The organism is Vibrio sp. QJM3NY_21, assembly GCF_057785975.1.
The window spans coordinates 232347-257616 of the sequence record NZ_CM173513.1 but is presented as its reverse complement, the minus strand read 5'-3'; the positions used below and the strand labels follow the sequence as shown (position 1 = coordinate 257616).

24 protein-coding genes are annotated in these 25270 nt (G+C 45.3%); 12 read left to right on the top strand and 12 right to left on the bottom strand.

All coding sequences use genetic code 11. The features are described 5' to 3' along the window. Window positions 1-65: 65 nt before the first annotated feature. Window positions 66-1037 carry an elongation factor P--(R)-beta-lysine ligase gene (epmA, locus tag AC3CID_RS01180; RefSeq protein WP_488526848.1) on the bottom strand — a complete coding sequence of 324 codons (972 nt, stop codon included), beginning with the start codon at window positions 1035-1037 and terminating at the stop codon, window positions 66-68. A gap of 451 nt (window positions 1038-1488) precedes the next feature. Here epmA and frdA point away from each other — a divergent pair, with 451 nt between their 5' ends. The 4 genes from frdA to frdD are packed head-to-tail and all read left to right on the top strand — an operon-like array spanning window position 1489 to window position 4859. Then, window positions 1489-3312 (top strand): fumarate reductase (quinol) flavoprotein subunit, encoded by a 1824-nt coding sequence (gene frdA / locus AC3CID_RS01175; protein WP_004733344.1) that lies wholly within the window; start codon window positions 1489-1491, stop codon window positions 3310-3312. Then, window positions 3312-4076, top strand: a complete 765-nt coding sequence (locus AC3CID_RS01170) for a succinate dehydrogenase/fumarate reductase iron-sulfur subunit (protein WP_004733343.1) — start codon at window positions 3312-3314, stop codon at window positions 4074-4076. The genes frdA and AC3CID_RS01170 overlap by 1 nt, the downstream gene beginning before the upstream one ends. A 1-nt stretch (window position 4077) precedes the next feature. Further along, on the top strand, window positions 4078-4461 hold the full coding sequence (gene frdC / locus AC3CID_RS01165) for a fumarate reductase subunit FrdC (RefSeq protein ID WP_017076351.1): 384 nt from the start codon (window positions 4078-4080) through the stop codon (window positions 4459-4461). A gap of 11 nt (window positions 4462-4472) precedes the next feature. Beyond that, window positions 4473-4859 carry a fumarate reductase subunit FrdD gene (frdD, locus tag AC3CID_RS01160; RefSeq protein WP_054547900.1) on the top strand — a complete coding sequence of 129 codons (387 nt, stop codon included), beginning with the start codon at window positions 4473-4475 and terminating at the stop codon, window positions 4857-4859. Window positions 4860-5347: 488 nt separating this feature from the next. Here frdD and efp read toward each other — a convergent pair whose 3' ends face one another. Continuing rightward, window positions 5348-5914 carry an elongation factor P gene (efp, locus tag AC3CID_RS01155; protein ID WP_004733338.1) on the bottom strand — a complete coding sequence of 189 codons (567 nt, stop codon included), beginning with the start codon at window positions 5912-5914 and terminating at the stop codon, window positions 5348-5350. 33 nt (window positions 5915-5947) lie between these two features. Here efp and epmB point away from each other — a divergent pair, with 33 nt between their 5' ends. From epmB to AC3CID_RS01140, 3 genes are all read left to right on the top strand, one after another. Beyond that, window positions 5948-6970, top strand: coding sequence for an EF-P beta-lysylation protein EpmB (gene epmB, locus AC3CID_RS01150; RefSeq protein WP_488526847.1), 1023 nt, complete (start codon window positions 5948-5950; stop codon window positions 6968-6970). Window positions 6971-6983: 13 nt separating this feature from the next. Beyond that, window positions 6984-7502 carry a prepilin-type N-terminal cleavage/methylation domain-containing protein gene (locus AC3CID_RS01145; protein WP_488526846.1) on the top strand — a complete coding sequence of 173 codons (519 nt, stop codon included), beginning with the start codon at window positions 6984-6986 and terminating at the stop codon, window positions 7500-7502. 105 nt (window positions 7503-7607) lie between these two features. Beyond that, a complete protein-coding gene (locus AC3CID_RS01140) occupies window positions 7608-8096 on the top strand; it encodes an MgtC/SapB family protein (RefSeq protein WP_017076347.1) in 489 nt (162 codons plus the stop codon). A 141-nt stretch (window positions 8097-8237) separates the two neighbouring features. On the opposite strand, the gene AC3CID_RS01135 is transcribed toward AC3CID_RS01140, so the two are convergent. The 4 genes from AC3CID_RS01135 to AC3CID_RS01120 form a co-directional block, all read right to left on the bottom strand. Beyond that, complete coding sequence (locus AC3CID_RS01135) at window positions 8238-9716, bottom strand: sensor domain-containing diguanylate cyclase (RefSeq protein WP_488526845.1); 1479 nt, start codon at window positions 9714-9716, stop codon at window positions 8238-8240. Between the two features lie 283 nt (window positions 9717-9999). Then, complete coding sequence (locus AC3CID_RS01130) at window positions 10000-10557, bottom strand: VC2662 family protein (RefSeq protein WP_004733330.1); 558 nt, start codon at window positions 10555-10557, stop codon at window positions 10000-10002. 425 nt (window positions 10558-10982) lie between these two features. Continuing rightward, window positions 10983-12629, bottom strand: a complete 1647-nt coding sequence (groL, locus tag AC3CID_RS01125) for a chaperonin GroEL (protein ID WP_017079119.1) — start codon at window positions 12627-12629, stop codon at window positions 10983-10985. Window positions 12630-12680: 51 nt separating this feature from the next. Continuing rightward, complete coding sequence (locus AC3CID_RS01120) at window positions 12681-12971, bottom strand: co-chaperone GroES (RefSeq protein ID WP_076667770.1); 291 nt, start codon at window positions 12969-12971, stop codon at window positions 12681-12683. 443 nt (window positions 12972-13414) lie between these two features. Here AC3CID_RS01120 and AC3CID_RS01115 point away from each other — a divergent pair, with 443 nt between their 5' ends. The 4 genes from AC3CID_RS01115 (at window position 13415) to AC3CID_RS01100 (ending at window position 16128) form a co-directional block, all read left to right on the top strand. Then, a complete protein-coding gene (locus tag AC3CID_RS01115) occupies window positions 13415-14752 on the top strand; it encodes an MATE family efflux transporter (protein WP_488526844.1) in 1338 nt (445 codons plus the stop codon). Between the two features lie 184 nt (window positions 14753-14936). Further along, complete coding sequence (locus AC3CID_RS01110) at window positions 14937-15434, top strand: methylated-DNA--[protein]-cysteine S-methyltransferase (RefSeq protein WP_488526843.1); 498 nt, start codon at window positions 14937-14939, stop codon at window positions 15432-15434. A gap of 93 nt (window positions 15435-15527) precedes the next feature. Further along, entirely contained in the window at window positions 15528-15779 is a 252-nt protein-coding gene (locus tag AC3CID_RS01105) for a type II toxin-antitoxin system Phd/YefM family antitoxin (RefSeq protein ID WP_052880189.1), read from the top strand. 1 nt (window position 15780) lies between these two features. Continuing rightward, a complete protein-coding gene (locus AC3CID_RS01100) occupies window positions 15781-16128 on the top strand; it encodes a type II toxin-antitoxin system RelE/ParE family toxin (RefSeq protein WP_488526842.1) in 348 nt (115 codons plus the stop codon). Between the two features lie 115 nt (window positions 16129-16243). Here AC3CID_RS01100 and gpmM read toward each other — a convergent pair whose 3' ends face one another. Continuing rightward, window positions 16244-17776: a 2,3-bisphosphoglycerate-independent phosphoglycerate mutase gene (gene gpmM / locus AC3CID_RS01095; protein WP_488526841.1), complete on the bottom strand. Its 1533-nt coding sequence runs from the start codon at window positions 17774-17776 to the stop codon at window positions 16244-16246. Between the two features lie 284 nt (window positions 17777-18060). On the opposite strand from gpmM, the gene wecA reads away from it, so the two are divergent. Beyond that, a complete protein-coding gene (gene wecA / locus AC3CID_RS01090; protein WP_488526840.1) occupies window positions 18061-19125 on the top strand; it encodes a UDP-N-acetylglucosamine--undecaprenyl-phosphate N-acetylglucosaminephosphotransferase in 1065 nt (354 codons plus the stop codon). 133 nt (window positions 19126-19258) lie between these two features. Here wecA and cysN read toward each other — a convergent pair whose 3' ends face one another. From cysN to AC3CID_RS01065, 5 genes are all read right to left on the bottom strand, one after another. After that, window positions 19259-20668, bottom strand: a complete 1410-nt coding sequence (cysN, locus tag AC3CID_RS01085) for a sulfate adenylyltransferase subunit CysN (protein ID WP_488526839.1) — start codon at window positions 20666-20668, stop codon at window positions 19259-19261. Between the two features lie 229 nt (window positions 20669-20897). Continuing rightward, complete coding sequence (locus tag AC3CID_RS01080; protein ID WP_488526838.1) at window positions 20898-21863, bottom strand: DHH family phosphoesterase; 966 nt, start codon at window positions 21861-21863, stop codon at window positions 20898-20900. Next, on the bottom strand, window positions 21863-22510 hold the full coding sequence (gene cysC, locus AC3CID_RS01075) for an adenylyl-sulfate kinase (protein WP_488526837.1): 648 nt from the start codon (window positions 22508-22510) through the stop codon (window positions 21863-21865). The genes AC3CID_RS01080 and cysC overlap by 1 nt, the downstream gene beginning before the upstream one ends. A 6-nt stretch (window positions 22511-22516) precedes the next feature. Beyond that, window positions 22517-23431, bottom strand: a complete 915-nt coding sequence (gene cysD, locus AC3CID_RS01070) for a sulfate adenylyltransferase subunit CysD (protein ID WP_488526836.1) — start codon at window positions 23429-23431, stop codon at window positions 22517-22519. Between the two features lie 18 nt (window positions 23432-23449). Beyond that, window positions 23450-25189 (bottom strand): SLC13 family permease, encoded by a 1740-nt coding sequence (locus AC3CID_RS01065; protein ID WP_488526835.1) that lies wholly within the window; start codon window positions 25187-25189, stop codon window positions 23450-23452. Between the last annotated feature and the right edge of the window lie 81 nt (window positions 25190-25270).

The following is a 25270-nucleotide window of genomic DNA, read 5'->3' as shown; positions in this document are numbered from 1 at the left end:
AATAGTTAACCGTTAATAGCTAATGACCATTAACTCTCAATAACAAAAAAAACAAAAACAAAAAGCTAAGAACGCGGGAACGGAAAAGCCGTCACGTCATCGATATGGTCATAGCCCAAAGCCAACATGATCAGACGATCAATACCTAAAGCAACACCGGCACAGTCTGGCAAGCCCGCTTTTAACGCCTCAATTAAGTGATGGTCAATCGGTTGAGGCGATAAGCCCATCTCGATACGTTTTGCATTGTCATCTTCAAAGCGCTTGAGTTGCTCTTGAGGTTTATCTAGCTCATGGAAGCCGTTTGCTAACTCGATTCCTTTGAAATACACCTCAAAGCGATCCGCTACCCTAGCATCATTAGGGTTGATCTTAGCTAACGCTGCTTGCGATGCTGGGAAGTCATAAACAAAGGCAGGAACGTCTTGGCCTATTTTCGCTTCAACGCCAATACTGAAAAGAAGCTGCAATAGCGTATCGCGGTCTTGTTCTGGATCTGCAATATCACTGAGTCCAAGTGGTGCAGCCGCTTGCTTCAACGTATCCATCGAGTCTTCCAACGGACAAACACCTAACACATCAATAAAAGCTTGTTGATACGTCATTCTTTCTGCAGTGCCTGACTTCAGTATCTGTTGCAACAACACGTCCATTTCGTCCATCAAGTCATGATGATCAAAGCCAACGCGATACCACTCCAGCATGGTGAACTCAGGGTTATGGTAACGGCCGTTTTCTTCATTACGAAAAGACTTACAAATTTGGTAGATACAGCCACTGCCCGCCGCTAACAGTCGTTTCATATGAAACTCTGGACTAGTCATAAAGAACAATGGCTGGCCGTGCGCATAACCCGGCCCTACGAATTCAGTTTTGAACGTATGCAAATGCACATCCGTCACCGTAGCGTGACTCATCGCAGGCGTATCCACTTCCATCACGTTTCGTTCTGTAAAGAACTGACGAATTTGATTAAGGATATCAGCACGTTGCTTTAACTGCTTAATGGTTGCGGCCGGTTGCCATGTAGAGTGCATTATCAAGTTCCATATCACTGAATTCTAGGCGACGAAAATTACCACCTTTCGTCTCTTTTGTAAGCTTCTATCTGTCTATTGATGAAAGCAAAATGTTGTTTTAATGAAGCCAGAAAATTACGTTCTACAATACAATTATCAATACAGCTTCCACATCAACATTGATAACGAAAATCATACTCAACAAGCCGTTAACACCAGTCCTGTGGGTTAATCGTTATCAACAATTCATTGCCGTGATTGCAGTCACATAACCTATAATTTCTATGCCTCCATATGCATTACCGACCTAAAAACCCAAATACATCAACTTTTCAAATACCTTCCTCTCGTACACTGAACCTACCACTTAAGGCTTAGGGGTGCTAAATGGTTCCTACGATTTAGAATCTCCTAAATAAGCTTTTTATAATAACAAGCGGAATACTCCGCATCACACTGGAGAATAACTGTGAAGACAATTACCACAGATATCGCAGTCATCGGCGCAGGCGGCGCTGGTCTTCGTACAGCTATCGCTGCGGCTGAAGCTAATCCTGAATTGGAAGTAGCACTGATTTCTAAAGTTTACCCAATGCGTTCGCACACGGTAGCAGCAGAAGGCGGTTCAGCAGCAGTAATTAAAGACGAAGATAGCCTAGATAACCACTTCAACGATACTGTTGGCGGTGGCGACTGGCTATGTGAACAGGATGTTGTTGAATACTTTGTTGAAAACTCGACTCGCGAAATGATCCAAATGGAACAATGGGGCTGCCCATGGAGTCGTAAAGAAAACGGTGAAGTAAACGTACGCCGATTCGGCGGTATGAAGGTAGAGAGAACGTGGTTCGCAGCGGATAAAACCGGCTTCCACATGCTTCATACTCTGTTCCAGACTTCGATGAAGTACGACACAATCAAACGATTTGATGAGTACTTTGTGGTGGATTTGATCGTTGAAGATGGCGAAGTACAAGGCCTAATCGCGATTCATATGTCTGAAGGTGAGCTTGTTACGATCAAAGCGAAATCTGTTGTATTAGCAACCGGTGGCGCAGGTCGTGTTTACCACTGCAATACCAACGGCGGCATCGTAACTGGCGACGGTATGGCAATGGCTTATCGCCACGGTGTTCCACTGCGTGATATGGAGTTCGTTCAATACCACCCAACAGGCCTACCGGGCACTGGCATCTTGATGACCGAAGGTTGTCGTGGTGAAGGCGGTATCATCGTCAACAAGAACGGCTACCGTTACCTGCAAGATTACGGCATGGGCCCTGAAACTCCAGTGGGCGAGCCGAAAAACAAATACATGGAACTGGGTCCTCGTGACAAAGTTTCTCAAGCATTCTGGCACGAGCAGCAGAAAGGCAACACCATCAAGCACCCGCTTGGTGATGTCGTACACCTTGACCTTCGCCACCTTGGTGAAGAGTATCTGCAAGAGCGTCTTCCGTTCATCTGTGAGCTTGCAAAAGCGTACGTAAACGTTGATCCAGCAAAAGAGCCAATCCCAATTCGCCCAACTGTTCACTACACCATGGGTGGTATTGAAACTAACGGTACCTGTGAGACTCGCATTAAAGGCCTATTCGCCGTTGGTGAATGTGCTTCAGTTGGCCTGCACGGTGCAAACCGCCTAGGTTCTAACTCTCTGGCTGAGTTCGTAGTATTTGGCCGCGTAGCCGGTGAACAAGCCGTGAAACGTGCAGCTGAATTCAAAGGCTGGAATGAAGAAGCCATTACTAAGCAAATTAAAGCGGTTGAAGATCGCATCGCAGGTATCTTAGCTCAAGAAGGCGATGAGAACTGGGCTGATATCCGTACTGAAATGGGTCACACCATGGAAGCGGGTTGTGGTATCTACCGTCAAGAAGACTTGATGCAAGAAACCATCGACAAAATCACTGAACTGAAAGCGCGCTACAAGAAGATCAGCATTAAAGACAAAGGCAAAGTGTTCAACACTGACCTACTTTACGCTATCGAAGTGGGCTACGGTCTTGAAGTTGCTGAAGCAATGGTTCACTCAGCGATTCTTCGCAAAGAGTCTCGCGGTGCACACCAACGTCTAGACGACAACTGCACAGAACGTGACGATGTGAACTTCCTGAAACACTCTCTATCTTTCTACAACGAAGATGCAGCACCAACTATCGACTACAGCGGCGTTAAGATTACTAAATCTCAACCTAAAGCTCGTCTATACGGTGAAGCAGCCGAGAAAGCCGCTGCCGCTGAAAAAGCAGCAGAAGAGAATGCGAAGAAGAGCGAAGAGGAGCAAGCATAATGTCAGCGAATCGAATCCAAAAAATTGAAATCCTGCGTTATGACCCTGAGCACGATGCAGAACCTCACTTTCAAACCTTTGAAGTTCCGTTTGATGAAACCATGTCAGTACTTGATGCGATTGGTTACATCAAAGATAACCTAGATAAAGACCTGTCTTACCGTTGGTCTTGTCGTATGGCGATTTGTGGTTCTTGCGGCATCATGGTTGATGGCGTGCCAAAACTGGCATGTAAAAGCTTCTTACGTGACTACCCGAATGGCTTCAAGATTGAACCATTGGCTAACTTCCCAATCGAGAAAGATTTGATTGTCGACATGACGCCGTTCATCGAGCGCCTTGAAGCAATCAAGCCTTACATCATTGGTAACGACCGCAAGCCAGAAGACGGCACTAACATCCAAACTCCAGAGCAAATGGCGAAGTACAAACAGTTCGCTGGCTGCATCAACTGTGGTTTGTGTTACGCAGCGTGTCCTCAGTTTGGTCTAAACCCTGAGTTCATCGGTCCTGCGGCACTTGCTCTTGCTCACCGCTACAACCTAGATAGCCGTGACAATGGTAAAGCTGAACGTATGAAGCTTATCAATGGCGACAATGGCGCTTGGGGCTGTACGTTTGTAGGTTACTGTTCTGATGTATGTCCGAAGAAAGTAGATCCAGCGGCTGCAGTAAACCAAGGTAAAGTTGAGTCTTCAATGGACTTCGTTATTTCGATGTTCAAACCTGATGGCGAGCCGGTTAAAGCGACGGAGGAAGCGTAATATGAGCAATCGTAAACCTTATGTTCGTGAAATGAAGAGAACGTGGTGGAGCAACCATCCGTTCTACCGTTTCTACATGCTACGTGAAGCGACTGTACTGCCTTTGATTCTATTCACTCTGTTCCTAACCTTCGGTTTGGGTTCGCTAGTGAAAGGTCCTGAAGCGTGGGAAGGTTGGTTGAGCTTTATGGCTAACCCTATCGTTATCGGTATTAATATCGTGGCACTGCTAGGCAGCTTACTGCACGCTCAGACCTTCTTCAGCATGATGCCTCAAGTAATGCCAATCCGCCTTAAAGGCAAATTGGTAGATAAAAGAATCATCGTACTGACCCAGTGGGCAGCGGTGGCATTTATTTCTTTAATCGTTCTGATGGTGGTGTAAGGAGCTTCGTTATGAACACAAATTACAAAATGAAACCTGTTAACCACGATCCGAAACGCTCTGATGAACCAATCTGGTGGGGCCTATTTGGCGCTGGCGGTACTTGGTTCGCGATGATCACTCCGATCACGATTCTAGTGCTGGGTATCTTAGTGCCTATGGGCATTATCGATGCGGATGCAATGAGCTATGAACGTGTATCTGAATTCGCCACCAGCATTATCGGTGCGCTATTCATCATCGGCACACTAGCACTACCAATGTGGCACGCAATGCACCGTCTTCACCACGGCATGCACGACCTTAAGTTCCACGTCGGCGTTGCAGGTAAAGTTGGCTGCTACTTCGTTGCAGGCCTAATCAGCGCGCTATCTGTTATCTTCATCTTCATGATCTAACAGTTAAGAGCAGATTCGGGATTCGAGTAAACGAGTATCGAAGAGCTTAAAAGCAGAAAAGCGAAAGCAGAGCTAGGTTATCCAGCTCTGCTTTTTTATTGCTTGTCGAATCTCTTATCTCTCTTACTCGCTCTGATCTTCCTGCTTTTCGTATCTCGCATCCCGGTTACTCGTATCTGCTCTTCAAGCTCTTCGTATCCCGCATCTCGGTTACTCGAATCTGCCTTTCCCGCTCTTCGTATCTCGCATCTCGTTTACTCGAATCTGCCTTTCCCGCTCTTCGTATCTCGTATCTCGCATCCCGCTTACTCGCATCTGCCCTTCAAGCTCTTCGTATCCCGAATCTCGTTTACTCGCATCTGCCCTTCAAGCTCTTCGTATCTCGCATCTCGTTTACGCGCATCTGATCTCGAGATACAAAAAAGGCCGCTCATAAGCGACCTTTTCTATTTCACTGGGCCACCTTAAACAAGGTGGACACAATCAAATTATTTTACACGACCAACGTATTCGCCAGTACGAGTATCAACTTTAACAACTTCACCGATAGCGATGAATAGAGGTACGCGAACTACCGCGCCTGTTGCTAGAGTTGCAGGTTTACCACCCGTACCCTGTGTATCGCCTTTAAGGCCAGGATCAGTTTCAGTTACTGGGATCTCAACAAAGTTTGGCGGAGTAACTGTGATAGGGTTATCATTCCACAACGTTAGAGTACAAACGTCATTTTCAACTAACCATTTTGCTGAATCAGCGACTGCTTTTACGTCTGCTGCGATTTGCTCAAATGTTTCGTTGTTCATGAAGTGGTAGAATTCGCCATCGTTGTATAGGTAACCTAGTTCAACGTCAACAACATCTGCAAGCTCAAAGCTTTCGCCTGACTTGAATGTTTTCTCTAACACTTTGCCTGACAGCAGTTTACGAAGTTTTACACGGTTAAACGCTTGGCCTTTACCTGGCTTAACGTATTCATTGTCGATAATTGCGCAAGGCTCATTATCTAACATGAATTTTAAACCGCCTTTGAATTCATTGGTGCTTACTGACGCCATGATTTTCTCTTCCACATCTTTGAGTTAATTTCAATGCCGCATATCATAACCCGAAAAGTCGAATCTGTTGAGCAAAACTGGCTCAAACAACTATCGAATGCGATCTCTGACCCGACAAAACTGCTTCAAGCATTGGAAATAGACCCAACACCGTGGCAAAAAGGATTCGCAGCACGTGAGCTGTTTTCACTTCGAGTCCCTCTTAGCTTTGTTGAGCGAATGGAAAAAGGCAACCCACACGACCCTCTATTGCGTCAGGTGTTACCACTCAACGAAGAGTTCGAGGTTCATCAAGGCTATTCCGCCGATCCACTAGAAGAGCAAGAAAACGCAATTCCAGGACTGCTGCACAAATACAAAAGTCGCGCGCTAATGATTGTAAAAGGGGGCTGCGCCATCAACTGCCGCTACTGCTTCCGCCGTCATTTCCCTTACCAAGACAACAAGGGTTCTAAGTCTGTGTGGCAAACTAGCCTCGACTATGTGGCCACTCATCCAGAGATCAACGAGGTTATCTTATCCGGTGGTGACCCTTTGATGGCCAAAGACAGCGAACTCGAATGGCTGATCAATGCCATCGAACAGATTCCGCATGTAAAAACCGTTCGAATTCATAGCCGATTACCGGTTGTGATCCCTGCTCGAGTGACGGATGAGCTATGCCAATTGTTAGCTCGAACTCGCCTCAACGTGGTGATGGTCAGCCATATTAATCATGCCAATGAAATCAACGTGGAGCTCAAACAAGCTTTCCATAAGTTGAAACTCAGTGGTGCTACTCTGCTTAATCAGGGCGTGATGCTAAAAGGCGTAAATGACAGCGCTAACTCTTTGAAAGAATTAAGCGAAAAGCTATTCGATGCCGGTGTTTTACCTTACTATATGCATGTACTTGATAAAGTTCAGGGCGCCGCTCACTTCTATATCTCCGATGAAGAAGCAAAGATGCACTTTAAGGGTTTGATCTCTGAGGTTTCTGGCTACCTCGTACCTAAGTTAACTCGCGAGATTGGCGGCCGTAGCAGCAAGACACCACTCGACTTACATATTGAATAAAGAAGTTACCAAAATGAAGACGCATCCGAACAATAACTGGTCCTCTAACCGAGGCTTTACCATGATCGAATTGGTTATCGTAATTGTCATTCTGGGTATTGTGTCGGTGACTGCCGCTTCTAAGTTTCTCAATCTACAGAGTGATGCTCGTATTTCAGCCCTTCAAGGTTTGAGAGGCGGTATGCAAAGTGCTGCTGACATGGTTTACCCGATTGCAATTCAGCAAGGTTTAGAAAAGTTAAGCACTGCTAAAATTACAATCGAAGGTGACAACATAGAACTTGCATATGGATACCCAGCGGCAGACTCAGCAAATGCTTGGAGTCTGTTGATTGAAAGTACTTTCGCAGATTCCATATTTAATGCGAATGATCCTGCTGAATGGTATTTCCATAATACTTCTAAAGAAATACCATGGATTCGTTTCATGACCAAAAGTAAGAAGAAATCTTCGGAAGACTGCTTCTTACTTTACAACGAAGCAACCTCTTCTTCTGCGCCTAGCTTTGAATTAACGACAAGCGGCTGCTAGCTTTTAAGTCACCTCTATCAACCGTTAAGACAAAAATTTTTTGTTCGATCGTCCGGTCTATTATTAGCATACTCGGCTCTATTCTAAATTTTTAGGAGGGGTGATATGCCACAATTTATAGAACAAACTCTCAACCTTGCCCCCTTTAGCTGGGCAGGCCTCGCAGCATGTATGCTGTGTGGATCATTAATCGGAATCGAAAGGCAAACCCGCGGTAAACCCGTTGGAATACGAACCTCCATTTTGATTATCAGCGGTACTTATTTCTTTCTCACCATGGCGATTAGCTTATCTCCCAACACACTCGATCAAGCCCGTGTGCTTGGTCAGATAATAACGGGGGTGGGATTTCTTGGGGCCGGGGTAATGATGACATTGGATGGCAAGATTCATGGCGTCACGTCTGCGGCGATTATTTGGGTGTTGGCTGCGTTGGGGATGATGATTGCCTTAGGACACCTTTCTCAGTCTGTCATCATCACTTTAATGGCGCTTGTCATACTGCTTGGTGTCGACAAGGTGGAAAACAGTTTCCAAAGCCTGCGTCGTGGTGTGCATCAGAAGTGGATGAATAAAGGTCGCGTGAAGAAGTAACCTCTAATTTTAGATGCGTTTATGTTAAAGACATTTTGTCCTTAGATTCTATTTCTTAGAGGCAAATTCTTAGAAACGAATTCTTAGAAACGAAAAAGAAGCCTAGTCAAACGACTAGGCTTTGAGTTTTTAGACAAGCGCTTAATGCACGTGAATACACACTTGATTCTTACCCGCGGCTTTCGCCTTATAAAGTTGCTCATCCGAAGAACGAATACTCTGGTTTTCCCACAAGTGACCAACACTGTCGAACTTGTACAGAGAATAGAGCGTCGCTCCCCCAGAAACAGAAATACTCACCTTGTCACCCGTCGGACATCGATAACTTTGCAGGCTAATGTCGTTTTGAATTCGCTCAAAGATCGACGAAAGCAGCTCTGAGGATTCCCCCGTGATCGCGACAACAAACTCTTCACCACCAAACCGTGCCACGATATCTTGCTGCCTAACGCTGTTCAGCATCAACTGAGCCACATGGCAAATCACCTCGTCCCCTGTTTTGTGGCCATAGCGGTCATTAACCACTTTAAAATCATCGATATCAAACACGCCAACACCAATAATCGGCTGTTCGTCCTGAGCCAGTAATCGAGCTTCAAAGCCGCGTCGATTCAGTAAACCAGTTAATGGGTCGCACATTGCTAGGTCATTCAAACGCTGGTGTTCTTGTCTTGTATAAAAACGCCATAGCCATAAAACCGAGAGCAAATACAAAACAAACAGTATCGAAAGCTGAATCTTCTCCATCTCCAATACATGCAGAAAGTGCTCGCTCTTCTCTTCTTCAATACTGAGATATAACTGGGTGTTAATGTCATCAACATACAAAGGCTTGGAATAGGTAAAGTCCATAACCCCGTACTTGTTTGCGCCTCGAGTACTGGTGACTTTATAACCATGAGTAGGGTTCGATACGAGGTTAGAGACATAGCCATCGACACCCAATACCCCTTTAAACTCACCATTAACGTAAATGCCTTTGGTTAACGTCACGACTTTTTTACCCGTCAGGTAATCATCATATTGGCCCGTATAGACAACTTGCTCTTGACCTTGCGCTAAGCCAAAACGAATCGTATTCACCCAGTACGGACGACTGTTTACCACAGAGTCAAAGGTATCGCCCTTAATCGTGCGAGCAAAATCAGAAGGCGAAGAGATAATAAACTTCTCTTTCGAGATAAAGTAAATCGCAGAGATGGTATCAATAGTATTGGCAAAATAAGCCATGGTTGGAGCGATGAATAAGCGCTTACCGGCTTCAGAGTTAAGATCTGACTTCGGATCACACATTTCGCTAGGGCCTGAGAACATGAAGTCAAAACGAGGGGCTTGTTGCTCCTCACTGATGAAATAGCACGTCTCACCCTCTACCTTTTTTTCATGCGAGAACACATAAGTATCGCCATGCAGTGGGTAAAGTGCCGTGATGTTGTATTCAAGGGCATTAATGATCTTTGTGAGCTCAGCAAGAGAGCGCGTGACACCTTGGTTTTCGATTCCATACTGTTTATCTGATTCTTCCGCTGAATCAACGAGCAATAAGCCCAAAACGACTAAAAAACTGGCGGTAAGGCTTAAGAAAGCCTTTTTAAAATCGATGGTATGGTGTTTTATCAAAGCATATAAGTCGACGTTGTGATTTTAGCGCACATTGTACTTATAAGTAAAAATACTGCAATAGAAAGTATAAAACCAAGTGCTTATTAACTAATTTGAGGTATGTAAATCGGAAAAGGGATTGAAACAACAGTGCTTCAACAAAAGAACAGTGTCTAAACAAAAGAATAATGCCTAAACAAAAGAATTTAGGCATTGATAGGCTTGAGCACTAATAAATCACTTAACTCACCAATAGTGAATCTAGAGGCTCAACCGCGTTCTATTTCGTGAAATTCATATTCTATTTAGCGAAATTGACAATCGGGAAGCACGGGAAGAAACCGTTATCAGCACAGTTGATCAGACCAATCTGTACGCCTTCGATTTTGTTGGTTTTATTGAAGATACCAACCTGAACTGTCGACACTTCTGAAAGGTTCGCCGCACCAACATCAACCATAGTGTTGCCTTCAGAGTAGTTGACGAAGCTCACGTTCGCGCCTTTCACATCATTGGTGATGTTCACTGCACCCAAGTTCAAGCCCGTTGTTTTTCCTGGGTTCCAGTTGAATATACCCAAAGAAGCACCGGTCATTTCTTGGTTTACTTTATGCGCACCAAAAATACCCAGGTTCACACCCGTCGTGGTTTGTGTTTCTGACATACCCACAACCGCAAGGTCGACACCTTTAACGTCGTTCACTTGTCCGTGAAGCAGAGCCAAACGTACACCACCAACCGCATCTGAATCCGGAGCATTGAAGCCGTTGATCGTTGAAAACATAACAGGCGAAGAAGCAAATGCTGCTGGCGCCATTACCGCTGCAGAAACAGCAAGTACTGAAAGTAATTTTTTCATTGGGGAGTCTCCACTGACTTATTGTTGACTTGATTAATCCATTTTCAATCAAGCATTTATTATCCTTTATTCAACAGCTATCCATGTTAGATCAATGTCATAACTGTACTGTTGAATATAAGACGCAAAACCATAAAGAGCAATATAAAGAAAGGGATACGGTGAGAAGTAAGAGTAGCCGTCAGCACACATTTCGATGCACAACACTAAAGGTTCCCTATCACGCTCGTGCCTCGCTATAGGGAATGACGAAACGCAAAATAACTCCAGTAATAACAACCGTCATTCTAGAACTGAGGAACGAAGTATCTGGAATCTCAGTTTAACGACGAATCCAATTATAACGAGCAAACAAAAACGGAGACCGAAGTCTCCGTTTTTTAAAGCTTATGTATGACTTTCTCTGTTACGAGAAAGGGGGATGATTACATCATGCCGCCCATGCCACCCATACCGCCCATGCCACCCATATCAGGCATTGCAGGGCCAGAATCTTGTGGCTTGTCAGTGATCATCGCTTCTGTTGTGATCATAAGACCAGCAACTGATGCTGCGAACTGAAGTGCAGAACGCGTTACCTTAGTTGGATCTAGGATACCCATAGCAATCATGTCGCCGTATTCGCCAGTAGCCGCGTTGTAACCGTAGTTACCTTCGCCAGCACGAACATTGTTAGCAACAACTGATTCTTCATCACCAGCATTGGTTGTGATTTGACGGATAGGCGCTTCCATTGCACGTAGTGCAACACGGATACCTACGTTTTGCTCTTCGTTGTCGCCCTCAAGGCCAGCAACTTTAGATGCAGCGCGGATAAGTGCAACACCACCACCAGCAACCACACCCTCTTCAACAGCAGCGCGAGTTGCGTGAAGTGCATCTTCTACGCGGTCTTTCTTCTCTTTCATCTCAACTTCAGTCGCAGCGCCAACTTTGATTACTGCAACACCGCCAGCTAGCTTAGCTACGCGCTCTTGAAGTTTTTCTTTATCGTAGTCAGACGTCGCATCTTCGATTTGTTGACGAATTTGAGAAACACGACCTTTGATCATCTCTTCATTACCCGCACCATCGATGATGGTTGAGTTTTCTTTAGTGATCGTAATGCGCTTAGCTTGACCTAGGTCTTCTAGCGTTACTTTTTCAAGGTCTAGGCCGATCTCTTCAGAGATTACCGTGCCGCCCGTTAGGATAGCGATGTCTTGCAGCATAGACTTACGACGGTCGCCGAAACCAGGTGCTTTAACCGCAGCCACTTTAACGATGCCACGCATGTTGTTCACAACAAGAGTTGCTAGCGCTTCGCCTTCTACATCTTCAGCGATGATAAGAAGTGGACGAGATGCCTTAGCAACCGCTTCTAGAGTCGGAAGAAGTTCACGGATGTTAGACACTTTCTTGTCGATAAGAAGAATGAACGGGCTATCTAGGTCAACAGAACCTGCTTCTTGGTTGTTGATGAAGTAAGGAGATAGGTAACCGCGGTCGAATTGCATACCTTCAACTACGTCTAGCTCGTCTTGTAGAGCCTGACCTTCTTCAACCGTGATAACGCCATCACGACCTACTTTTTCCATCGCTTCAGCAATGATGTTACCCACTGTCGAATCAGAGTTCGCAGAGATAGTACCTACTTGCGCGATAGCTTTCGTGTCTGAACAAGGAACAGAAAGGTTCTTCAGCTCTTCAACAGCCGCGATAACCGCTTTGTCGATGCCGCGCTTAAGATCCATTGGGTTCATACCCGCAGCAACCGCTTTTAGGCCTTCAGCGATAATCGACTGAGCCAATACTGTTGCTGTAGTTGTTCCGTCGCCCGCCGCGTCATTCGCTTGCGAAGCCACTTCTTTAACCATTTGTGCGCCCATGTTTTGGAACTTGTCTTCAAGTTCGATTTCACGTGCAACTGAAACACCATCTTTAGTGATCGTTGGTGCGCCAAATGATTTGTCTAGAACAACGTTACGGCCTTTAGGACCTAGCGTTACTTTTACTGCGTCAGCCAGAACGTTTACACCTTCTAGCATTTTAATACGTGCGTCGTTACCAAATTTAACGTCTTTAGCAGCCATCTTAATTTCCTTTAAAATTCTTTATTAAATCAGTTCAATGTGTGGCGCGGATTACTCAACGATCGCCATGATGTCGTTTTCAGACATGATCAGAACTTCTTTGCCGTCGATCTTTTCAGTTTTAGTGCCGTAGCCTTCAGAAAAGATAACAGTATCGCCAACTTTAACGTCCAATGGTTGCACTGAACCATTTTCTAAAATGCGGCCTTTGCCAACAGCTAGAATAATACCGCGCGTTGATTTTTCAGCGGCAGAACCAGTTAGAACGATGCCACCAGCAGATTTAGATTCAACTTCTTGGCGCTCAACGATAACTCGGTCGTGTAGAGGACGGATATTCATCGGTCAGATCTCCTGATAATTTCCATTTAATTTGATAGTTGCCACGATTGGCATGGGGTTACCCAATATGTTGGGGCGATGTGGAAGAACCCAAGGGGGAAAAGATAAAAATTGTGATCTAAAAGGCAGATAAGAGCAGATGCGAGTAAACGGGATGCGAGATACGAAAAACAAAAACGCCCCTGCGAATAATCCTGTGTAAATGTCAGGGGGTTAAGCAAAAGAAGGCTGCTTTTCTTTTCTCCGCTTTTAGCTCTTCGATACTCGTTTACCCGCATCTCGTATCTGCTTTTAAGCTCTTCGCATCTCGCTTACTCGAATCCCGCTTCTGCTTTTAAGCTCTTCGTATCCCGATTACTCGCATCTCGTATCTGCTCTTTAAGCTATTCCCTTCCCGCCCGCATCTGTTTATCCTACGCTTTTGGTTTCTATCGGCGTTTTACATGCAAGATAAGCACGGGCTATTAACTGCCCCAATTGAGAGTACATTGCGTACCATGACCATACCGACCATATTCGGTATGGTGGCGATCTTGATGTTTAACCTCGTCGATACTTTCTTTATTTCATTGCTGGGTACTCAAGCCTTAGCTGCGGTGAGCTTTACCTTTCCAGTCACCTTTGGCATCAACTGCATCACCATGGGAATCGGCATCGGCCTTTCGACATGTATTGGGCGATTGCTTGGCCAAGGCTGTGCACAAAATGCAGCACGCTTTACCTGTCATGGCTTATTGCTGGCTCTGCTTCTTGTCGGCTGCGCTTCTACGCTAGGTATTACCTTCTTAGAACCTATGTTTACCCTGTTAGGGGCAAAGCAAGAGTTGCTGCCGCTGATATCGGAATATATGTCGGTGTGGTATCTCGCGATCCCATTGTTGGTCATTCCCATGGCAGGCAACAGCGCGATTCGAGCAACAGGTGATACAAAAACGCCCGCCAAGATCATGCTACTGGCTGGGCTTATTAATGGCGTTTTAGATCCACTACTCATCTTCGGTTATGGGCCTTTTCCTGAACTGGGGATTCAAGGCGCAGCCATTGCCAGTGGTTTCAGTTGGTTTGGTGCTTTGTGTGGCTCACTGTACGTGTTGATGGTGCGAGAAAAACTGCTTGCTCCTCCTAAGCTGATAAACATCGTCAGTGACTGGCGACAAATCCTAAAAATAGGCACACCAGCCGCTCTGTCTAACGCACTGAATCCATTAGCGGGTGCCATCATAATGATGATGCTGGCCAAGCAAGGGACTGAAGCCGTTGCTGCTTATGGTGCTGCCCAGCGTATTGAATCCATTCTTATCATTGTGTTGATGTCTCTGACTTCTGCCCTTACGCCTTTCATGGCGCAGAACTTTGGCGCGAACAACCCTCAACGCAGCTTTAAGGCACTGTTTCTAAGTATGCGTTTTGCTGTGATGTTCCAAGGTTTGATTTTCTTAATGATGGTGCCGCTAAGCATTCCTTTGGCCGCCCTGTTTTCTCAAGAAGAATCCGTACGAGGCATATTGTGGCATTACCTGCTAGTAGTGCCCTTTAGCTATGGATTTCAAGGCATTGTGATGATGTTGATCAGCGGCATGAACGCGATGCATCAACCACTGAAAGCCTTCCAATGGAGCTTCATGCGCTTGTTTGTGTTTACCTTGCCCTTTGCGTGGATAGGCAGCCAAATCGATGGCGTAGAAGGGCTGTTTATTGGTTTAGCACTAGGAAACATCATGGGCGGTATTTCTGGGTATTTGTTTGCGCTTCGAGTAGAGAAAGATTCGAGATGCGAGTAAACGGGATTCGAAGAGCCTAAAAAAGCAGATGAGAGATGCGGGTAACCGGGATGCGAAAAGATATAAGAGCAGATACGAGATTCGAGTAATCAGGAAGCGAAAAGATTTAAGAGCAGATGAGAGATTCGGGTATCGAGATTCGAAGAGCTTGAGAGCAGAAAGAGACTAGAAGAAGGAAGATGACATGGAAGACACCACTTACAAAATGTTCTATGACGCACCGATTGGCAAGATGATCATTGTTAGTAATGGTGTGTCGCTTATTGAAATTGACCATATCAATACCGAACCAGAGATTACAGAAAACCCCGACGAGTTATGCCTTAGAGTATCTCGCCAACTAGACGAATACTTTGCAGGCCAACGCACCCGTTTTGACTTACCTTTAGAACCCAAAGGTACCGATTTTCAACTCAAAGCTTGGGTCGCATTAACCAGTATCCCTTATGGGGAAACCATCAGCTATGGCGAGCAAGCGAAAAGAATGGATAACCCGAAAGCAGTAAGAGCAGTAGGTGGTGCGAACGGTAAGAACCCATTTAGCATTGTTGTCCCCTGCCATCGAGTGATTGGGGCGAACGGTACATTAACGGGCTACACTGGCGGCATGAACCGCAAAGAATGGTTGTTGGATTTTGAGCGTTCGGTTTTGAATAAAAAGAAGCAAACCTTATCTCGCTAGATCAATAATATAAAGTTTCACCATCAAGAAGCGCCGTTGTTATCAGACTAAATATAGTCTACATTTAAACTCCTACATTAAGAGATGATGATAATGTCCACTGAAACGATAAGTTACTTAAAAAAGCACGCGGCTAACCTCGATTTATCTGAGCCTATGACCATTACTCAAAATGGTAAGCCCGCTTATACGATTGAATCTTATGAAGATCGAAAACGTAGAGATGAAGCTATAGCGCTAATGAAACTATTGTCGTTTTCTATTGATGATGAAAAACATGGCCGAGTAAACTCCGGCTCTCAGATTCGAGATAAACTGGCAAAGCGTAAGCAGTCGGTTCAATAATATGACAACCATCGAGTACACAGACACCTTTGAGCAACTACTTGATGCTTTAATTAATTACTTAAGTGATTATTCTAGTGAAGTGGCTGTTATTGAACGCATAGAAGCTCTTCTCGACCGATTTGAAGCCTTAGTCTCTGATAACCCTCATGCTGCAAACATTGCCCCTTCTTTACTAGATCTTGGAGTGAAAAACTTTCGCGAATTTCACCTCGATCGTTTTCGTATTATCTACCGAACGTTACCGTCAGCTCATCCGAAAGAAACGAGAGTAATTGTTGATGTGATCGCATTGCAAAAACAAAACTTAGAACAACTGCTCATTCAACACTGCATACTCTACAAATAACGTTTAGCTCTTCGAATCTCGTTTACTCGTATCTCGCATCTATAAAAAAGCCCGCACTTTGAAGTGCGGGCTTTCAAAATCGTCAAAGCTCAACGTGAACCGCTGAGCCAAACCATTACTTAACGATCACGTCACCTGACATTTCAGCTGGGATATCCATACCAGACAGAGACAGCATCGTTGGTGCTAGGTCAGACAGCTTGCCGCCTTCTTTGAACTCAACGTCTTTGCTGCCTACGTAGATAAGTGGCACTGGTAGGTTAGTGTGAGCCGTGTGGATGCCGCCCGTTTCTGGGTTTACCATCATTTCCGCGTTACCGTGGTCTGCTGTGATAAGCAGTTGACCATCGGCTTCTTTGATTGCTTCAACTACTTTACCCAGACATTCGTCTAGCGACTCTACGGCTTTAACCGCTGCATCGTAAACGCCAGTGTGGCCAACCATGTCACAGTTAGGGAAGTTACACACGATAGCGTCGTATTTGCCGCCTTTGATTGCTGCAACAAGCTTTTCAGTAAGCTCTGGCGCGCTCATTTCTGGCTGTAGGTCGTACGTTGCTACTTTTGGAGAAGCAACAAGCTGACGCTCTTCGCCTTCAAACTCGTCTTCTTTACCGCCGTTGAAGAAGAACGTCACGTGCGCGTATTTCTCTGTTTCAGAGATACGTAGCTGCGTTTTGCCTTCTTTTGATAGCCATTCACCATAAGTGTTCTCTAGAGAAGCCGGTGGGAATGCACATAGAAGTGGGATGTCTGCAGCGTATTGAGTCAGCATCACGAAATCGATTGCTGGGAATACGCTGCGCTCAAAACCGTCGAAGTTAGGTACGAATGCACGAGTAATTTCACGCGCACGGTCAGCACGGTAGTTCATGAAGATAACCGCATCGCCATCAACGATAGCGGCAGATTCTTCGCCTTCTGCTTTGATTTCCGTCGCTTTCACGAACTCATCGTTTTCATCACGAGCGTAAGCCGCTTCTAGGCCAGCAACAGCTGTATCAAACGTGAATTCACCTTTCGCTTGAGTAAGCAGGTCGTAAGATTCTTGAACGCGATCCCAGTTGTTATCACGGTCCATTGCGTAGTAGCGACCAATAAGAGAAGCCACACGGCCTTTGCCTAGTTTAGCGAACAGCTCTTGGAAACGAGCTAATGTGTTTTCTGCGCTACGTGGCGGTGTATCACGACCGTCTAGGAATGCGTGTAGGTAGATTTTCTCTGCGCCACGCTCTGCTGCCATTTCAACAGCTGCGTAGATGTGGTCTTCATGAGAGTGAACGCCACCTGGAGACATAAGGCCCATGATGTGCACGGCTTTGTCTGCTTTAACCGCTTTATCAACAGCATTCACTAGCGCTTCAGTTTGACCGAACTCGCCGTCTGCGATTGATTTAGTAATACGCGTTAAATCTTGGTATACCACGCGACCCGCACCGATGTTGGTGTGACCCACTTCTGAGTTACCCATTTGACCATCTGGTAGGCCTACATCTAAGCCAGAAGCCGAGATTAGCGTGTTAGGTTGGTTAGCAATAAGACCGTCTAATACAGGTGTATTAGCGTTCGCGATAGCGTTGTCTTGGTTGTCTTGACGGTAACCGTAACCGTCAAGGATCACTAGAGCCATTGGCTTCTTAGCTGACATAGGACTGACCTCGTTCAATTCAAAATAAATCGGTATAAAAACAAATTAGCGTAATTTTACTACAGTTTACAGTCAAAACTGTAGCGGAAGATCAAGAAAGGGCGCAGGTAGGAGGATCGGATATGAAAAAAAATATCATTTTGTGTTTGAGTATCATGCTTAATAGCTATAAAAGTCAGTAGCTACATTGACAACAATCATAATCAACAGCATGTACATAAAACAGTTTTTAGCGTAAAATACACGCAATTAAAATTCATACAAAAATTTGGCTAGAGTTAATCATGTTATTAGAGCTATCATTTGTTGGCTTCTTTTCCTTTTCCTCACTCTTTTTGATGCGAAAAGTGGCGAAATCCATTGGCTTAGTGGATAAACCGAATGAGAGAAAGCTACACACAGGCGCGATCCCATTGGTAGGAGGTATAGCGATCAGCTTAACTATCGGCCAATTCATCGTTACCCACCCGGATGTTATCCCTCATAGCCCACTCTTTTTAGCATCCATTATAGCGCTTATTATTATCGGAGCGCTTGATGATAAATTCGACATTAGCTTCAAGATACGACTTGTGGTTCAAGCTATTCTCTCCATCAGCATGATGTATTTCGCCGACATTCGACTAGAGAATATTGGTAACCTTTTCGGTACTGGAGATCTGCATTTAGGGATTCTTAGCCCCGTAGTAACAATACTTGCAGTGATTGGGGCTATCAATGCGTTCAACATGGTGGATGGCATCGATGGTTTGCTAGGTGGGCTTGCGATTGTAACCTTTGCTGGTATCGCGATTTTACTCAAAGTCGACAGCCAACACGGCTTAGCGTATTTATGCGTGGTGTTTATTGTCGCGATCATTCCTTATATCTTAATGAATCTCGGCATTCTTGGCCGCGAACGTAAAATATTCATGGGCGATGCCGGCAGTATGATGATTGGCTTTACCGTAATCTGGTTACTGCTGGGCGCTAGCCAAGATATAGCCAACCCTCTGATACGACCAATTACTGCACTGTGGTTAATTGCTGTTCCGCTGATGGACATGGCTGCCATCATGTTCAGACGCGTACGCCGCGGTGACTCCCCATTCAAGCCCGACAGAGAACATCTACACCACATCTTCCAACGCCTTGGATGCACATCACGTCAAACTCTGGCTATCATTTGTTTAATCGCAAGTAGCTTCGCTGGGTTCGGTATTTTTGGTGAGTTCCTAGAAATTACCGAATCAACCATGTTTATCCTATTTCTGATGTGCTTTGCCTCTTACACCGTAGCCATGAGCTATGTTTGGCGCATTACAAGCTGGATTAGAACTTGTCGCAACCTTCCAGAAAAAGTGTATTAATGGCTTAGGTTTTCAATTGAAAATGATTAAGAGCAAAAGCGCTCAAGTCTAAAATATTTCAAGTTAAACGTAAAAATGGCCCAATCTCGATATGAGATTGAGCCCTTTTTATTCAGTTACAATCTAATTGAGATTATACCTCAGCACAACCCCACTCAGGGAAGTGCTTACGCACGTAGGCATTCAAGTCTTTTTCTGATGGAGAGTAATCTCGACCTTCTTCTACTTTTTCATCCGATATCGATGCAACCATACCCGCGCCCACTGTCACATTATTGTGACGATCAATCACAATGAATGAACCCGTTTGTGGCAGTGTTTGGTAAGTATCGACAGCGATCTTATCCGTCAATGTAATCTCAGACAAAGAAATCTCGTTAAGGTCTAACGTTTCGCTCTCTTCAGCGTGCTGCTCTAACGTATTGACATCAATCTTATGAGGGATACCAGTCACTTTACCAACGCAAGATTTGGTCGCGAATTTAAAGATGTACTCTTTGTGCGTACGCATTGGGTTCTCACCCATCCATACGACGTGAGCGTTCACTTTATTGGTGACTTTAGGCTCATGACCGTTGTGTACCAGCATATCGCCGCGTGACACATCAATTTCATCTTCCAAGGTGATGGTAATCGCTTGCCCTGGGCGTGCGGTACCCAATTCGCCATCGAAGGTGTAAATAGACTTCACGCGTGAACTCTTACCGGATGGCAGCGCGGTTACTTCATCACCGACTTGTACTAAACCAGACGCGAGCGTGCCGCAAAAGCCGCGGAAATTCAGATTTGGACGATTCACGTACTGAACAGGGAAGCGCATGTGCTCAAGGTCTTTGTCTTGGTCAACTTTCACCGTTTCAAGCAGCTTCATCAGCGTTGCACCAGGGTACCAATCCATCGCTTCACTTGGCGTCACCACGTTGTCTCCGTTCAGCGCTGAAATAGGCACAAAGCGAATGTCGTCGATGTTGAAGTTTTTCGCCATCTCGCGGTAGTCCGCTTTAATCTTCTGATATACGTCTTGGCTGTACTCCATTAAGTCCATCTTGTTGATAGCCACAATAATGTGCTTAATGCCCAGCAAGCTACAAATGTAACTGTGACGACGGGTTTGCGTTTGGATGCCGTGACGCGCATCGACCATTACAATCGCTAGGTCACACGTAGACGCACCCGTTACCATATTACGCGTGTACTGTTCATGACCTGGAGTATCGGCAATGATGAACTTACGCTTGTCGGTAGAGAAGTAACGGTAGGCTACATCAATGGTGATGCCTTGCTCGCGCTCTGACTGAAGACCGTCTACAAGAAGCGCTAAATCAAAATCACCATCGGTCGTATTAAACTTCTGAGAATCCTTCTCAATAGCCGCCATTTGGTCTTCGTAAATCAGCTTTGAATCGAAAAGCAGACGACCAATCAGTGTGGATTTACCATCATCAACGTTACCGCACGTCAAAAAACGCAATAAATCTTTGTTTTCATGGACTTTCAGATACGCTTCGATGTCCGTTGCGATAAGCTCTGAGCTGTGAGACATGTCGTTCTCCTAATATTCTTTATCGGGAAACAATGCCCGAAACAATTTTAATTTTGTTCGACTTCGGACGTTTGCCTCGCAAGCACCCGAATGACGTAATAATGTGTTGCAAGGTACGAGGTACGATGCGTTTCCCATCCGTTCTAAAACTTCAATGATTATTTACCACTCACTTTTAACTTATGGTTTTTAAACTTCCGTTCTTCCTTTCACCTTGTTCCTCTGACCTTTAACCTCGTGAGTAATACCCACTCAACACTTCAACAAACCTCTGCTTATCCGCCAGTGCGAGCTCGTTGATACCCGCAGCTGCTTTGCGGCCTCCGCCGGTTGGAAATGAGGTACAGATATCATCCGCACCCACACGATTATTCAGCGGTGCGCGTACGCTCACTGTGTAATTTTGGTGGTTTGCATTGAGCGTTAATACCGCATGCGCCAGATCTGGGCTTTGATTTGCCAGCTCGTTTCCAAACACACCGCTGATGCGTCTTGCCCACGCTTCACATGGCAACTCAAAAACTTTGCACTGCGCGTCTAAATGACTTGGTACGGTGCTCAGCACTTGACTACGGTCAAGCTCATAGCCTTTCTTCAGCGTGTGGTACGGTGAGTGTTCATCATCGAGTAGCGACAATGGGTCAGCGTAAGCCGTCAGCTGTTGATAAAGTGCTTTTGGCTCAATGTGTAAGTCACTTAACGTGGCGCCATAACCGTTGTAGTTAATCATTGTACCCAGATCTTTTAAGAACTCGGTTTCTGACTCGGTTAAGCCAATCTCTTGGGCTAGTTTTTCTGCAGAAGCAAACAAGTTGTCACCAAATGCCGCCGCAACCGCCCATTTAGCGTGCTGTCCACCTAGGTGCTCATTAATCAACAAGCTGGTGCAGGTTTCTGCGTCCAAATTGATTAACGCGTCGAGGTTATCTGACTGCGGGATATCACCACTGCGATGATGGTCGCAATAGAACACTTTTACGTTGTTCTCTAGTAGCGCTTCAAGCTCTGGCAGGTTTTTCTCCATGGAGATGTCCAGCGCCGTCACAGATTCAGCCGTGTCGATATCCACTAGCTTTAGCAGTTTGATGTCACGCTTCACTCCAGTAATCAGTGTAGACTCCTTAGGCTCAGCGAATCGCAACTGCAACAACGCAATGATACCGTCAGCATCACCGTTAAATACGTCGTAATGCATTAGACACACTCTCCAAGTTGTAGATAACCTTTCTTTTCAAGTTCAGCAACAACGAAGTCCGCACACGCTTCAATACTTAAGTCTGCTGTATAAAGGTGGATTTCAGGATTCACCGGCGCTTGGTATTCAGAGTCAATGCCCGTGAAGTGTTTAATCTCACCAGCACGCGCTTTCTTGTAGAGTCCTTTCGGGTCACGTGCTTCACACACCTCAAGCGGCGTATCCACAAACACTTCGATAAACTCACCTTCGGTGACGAGTTCACGTACTTGCTGGCGATCAGAAATAAACGGCGAGATAAATGCGGTTAATACAATATTGCCCGCATCCACAAACAGTTTCGCCACCTCACCAATACGGCGGATGTTTTCAACGCGATCAGGGTCTGAAAAGCCCAGGTCTTTGTTCAGACCATGGCGCACATTGTCACCATCTAACAAATAGCTGTACTTGCCCATTTGCAGCAGTTTACTTTCAACGGCATTAGCAACAGTCGATTTACCTGAGCCACTAAGGCCAGTAAACCAAAGGATTACGGGCTTTTGCCCTTTTAGCGCAACACGGTCTTCATGGGTGACTGTTGAGTTATGCCATACGACATCACTGCTTACCGAGTCATGGTTTTTACGTTGGTATGGAGTCGTCATAACGGCTTAGAAATACCCTTCGCGTTTCTTCTTCTCCATAGAGCCAGAAGAATCATGGTCAATAGCACGCCCTTGACGCTCAGAGGTCGTAGTCAGCAGCATCTCTTGAATGATTTCTGGCAGAGTGGCGGCTTCTGATTCTACTGCGCCCGTTAACGGGTAACAGCCAAGGGTACGAAAACGGACCATCTTATCTTCAACCACTTCGCCTTCTTTCAGCTCCATGCGCTCATCGTCTTTCATAATAAGCATGCCATCACGCTCAATCACAGGACGTTTATCCGCTAGGTACAAGCCTGGGATTTCAATGTTCTCTAGGTAGATGTACTGCCAGATGTCCAGCTCAGTCCAGTTTGATAACGGGAACACGCGAATGCTTTCACCTTTGTTCACTTTGCCGTTGTACACATTCCACAGCTCAGGACGTTGGTTTTTCGGGTCCCAGCGGTGGTGCTCATCACGGAACGAATACACACGCTCTTTGGCGCGAGATTTCTCTTCATCACGACGTGCACCGCCAAACGCAGCGTCAAAGCCATATTTATCTAACGCTTGCTTCAAGCCTTGAGTTTTCATGACGTCAGTGTGTAGAGAGCTACCATGCTCGAATGGGCTGATGCCCATTTCCACGCCTTCAGGGTTTTGATGCACAATCAACTTCATGCCGACTTTTTCAGCCATGTAATCACGAAACTCAATCATTTCTTTGAATTTCCACGTAGTGTCTACGTGCATAAGCGGAAAGGGTGGAATCGCGGGAGCAAACGCTTTTTGCGCAAGATGTAGCATCACAGAAGAATCTTTACCCACCGAATACAGCATCACTGGGTTATCAAACTCAGCCGCTACCTCACGCATAATATGAATGGACTCAGCTTCTAATTGCTTTAGGTGAGTCATGCGTTCTTGAGAAATGTTCATTTCAAAGAAATCCTTAATTTACAATCCAATAAAGGCGGGGATTGCGGTTAACACAATCGCGCCATAAAGCAGGCACATGGGTACGCCTACTTTGACAAAATCTTGCAGCTTGTACTGCCCAGCATTAAACACCATCAAGTTAGTTTGGTATCCATACGGGCTAATAAAACTCGCACTGGCACCAAAGGCAATAGCAAGTATAAAAGCTTGAGGGTTGGCTGATAAGCTTGACGCTAATTCAATACCTATCGGGAACACTAATGCCGCCGCCGCATTGTTAGTGACTAGCTCGGTCATCAGCCATGCCAACAAATACACCACTACAAGCCCAATAAACGGTGTGAACAAATGGTCATAAGAATGTACCATTGTTTCTAAGCTATCAAGCGCACCACTGTTAGACAGCGCTTGGGAAAGCAATAATGCAGAGGAAATAATCAACCAAATGTTCTTTGGTATGCGCTGTAATACTTCATTGGCACTCAAGCAGCCAGAAAGTAGCAACAAACCAAGGAGAATGAGCATCACCTTAAACAGTGACACCACACCGACAGCAGCAAACACAATAGCAGCAAGAAAGCCACCTATTGCCAGTTTCTCCTTCCAGCCATCTAGGCAATGTTCGGTTTCTACTTCGCTCAATAAAAAGAAGTTCTTAGCAATGTTGTTACGAGCAGCATAATCCTCGCCCACTGCAAGCACTAAATAATCACCTGCTTGCAATTCTACGTCACCCAACTTACCACATAGCGCCTCACCATCGCGCTTAATCGCCACAACCGCTGCATCAAACAAGGCGCGAAAACCCGCATGCTTGAGTGTTTTGCCAATTAAGTGACTCTCAGGGCGAATCACCACCTCAGAAAGATTATCTAAGGGCAAACCAATATCACTGGCAAATAAAGACAACCCACCAAATTGAGTTAAAGTAGTGACCTTCTTAACATCGCCGCTAAACAGCAAACGATCGCCAGGCAGAATGACTTCCTGTGGTGTTACCGGGGATATCAGGCGCTCATTACGCAAGATTTCCACCAAAAATAATGACTCTAAGTGACGAAGACCGTTTTGTTCTACAGATTTTCCTATTAGTTCTGAATCTGAGGCAACTTCAGTATCGATAATATAGTCGCGAATCTGAACTTGGTTCTTATCATACTCTGGCAATAATGGGCTTAATGCAAACAAAAGCATCCCACAGCCAAGCACCAAACATAAGCCCACCGCGGTAAAGTCGAAAAACCTCAAACTGGGCAAACCAGAGTCGATAACCAAACTGTTTACTATTAAGTTCGTGGACGTACCAACTAAGGTTAAGGTCCCGCCTAGTATGGCCGCATAAGAAAGAGGGATAAGTAGTTTACTGGCCTTGTGATGCGGGTTGTTGCGGATCGGTGCCAACATAGTTGAAACAACGGCTGTATTGTTCAATATTGCTGAAGATAAAGTAGTTAAACTAAATAACCTGAGTAAGGTTGAGTAATAGTGAGACCCAATCACATAGTTGGTAATCACCCGTAGGAGTTTTGTTTTTTCTAATGCCAGCGAACAAACCATTAGCAACATCAAGGTGAGTAAGCCTTTATTTGAAAAACTTGAGATAACTTGCTCTGTCGTAACAAGAGAACAACTAAAAAGCACCAACAACAATATGCCAAACACTCTATCAGAGTGAGACTGAAAGCGTATCAAGCCGCAGACTGTTGCAATGAACAAGCAAAATACCTGAACAGCAGGGGTCAGTAACCAATCAAGCAAAGTCAATGCTCCAAATGAACGAACGAAGTTATGAGAATACACACACTAAAGAACATAACCTACTATGGTGAATATCGAGGC